At 63.0% G+C, this 235-nt stretch carries 1 pseudogene; it reads right to left on the reverse strand.

Annotated elements, in window-relative coordinates:
- Positions 1-235 (reverse strand): annotated as a pseudogene (locus RTW80_RS30880) (diaminopimelate decarboxylase); the annotation flags it as partial.

The following is a 235-nucleotide window of genomic DNA, read 5'->3' on the forward strand; positions in this document are numbered from 1 at the left end:
CTGTGACCGTGACCAAAGCCCGGGTTGATGCGCAGCCAGACGCGATGGCCAGGAGAGACCTGCCCAAGCTGTTCCAGCATATCCACCGAACCGGCATTGACCGGGATTTGCAGCTCGTGCACGCGCGCCAGCGTGGCGTCGTCAATCAGGTCAGCGGTGAAGACGATCGCGTCGCTGTCGGCTTTCGGATCAAACCCGGCCGCCAGCGCACGTTCGATTTCACCCAGCGATACGG

It is taken from the genome of Escherichia sp. AM3 (assembly GCF_032029835.1).
Classification (GTDB): domain Bacteria; phylum Pseudomonadota; class Gammaproteobacteria; order Enterobacterales; family Enterobacteriaceae; genus Escherichia; species Escherichia coli.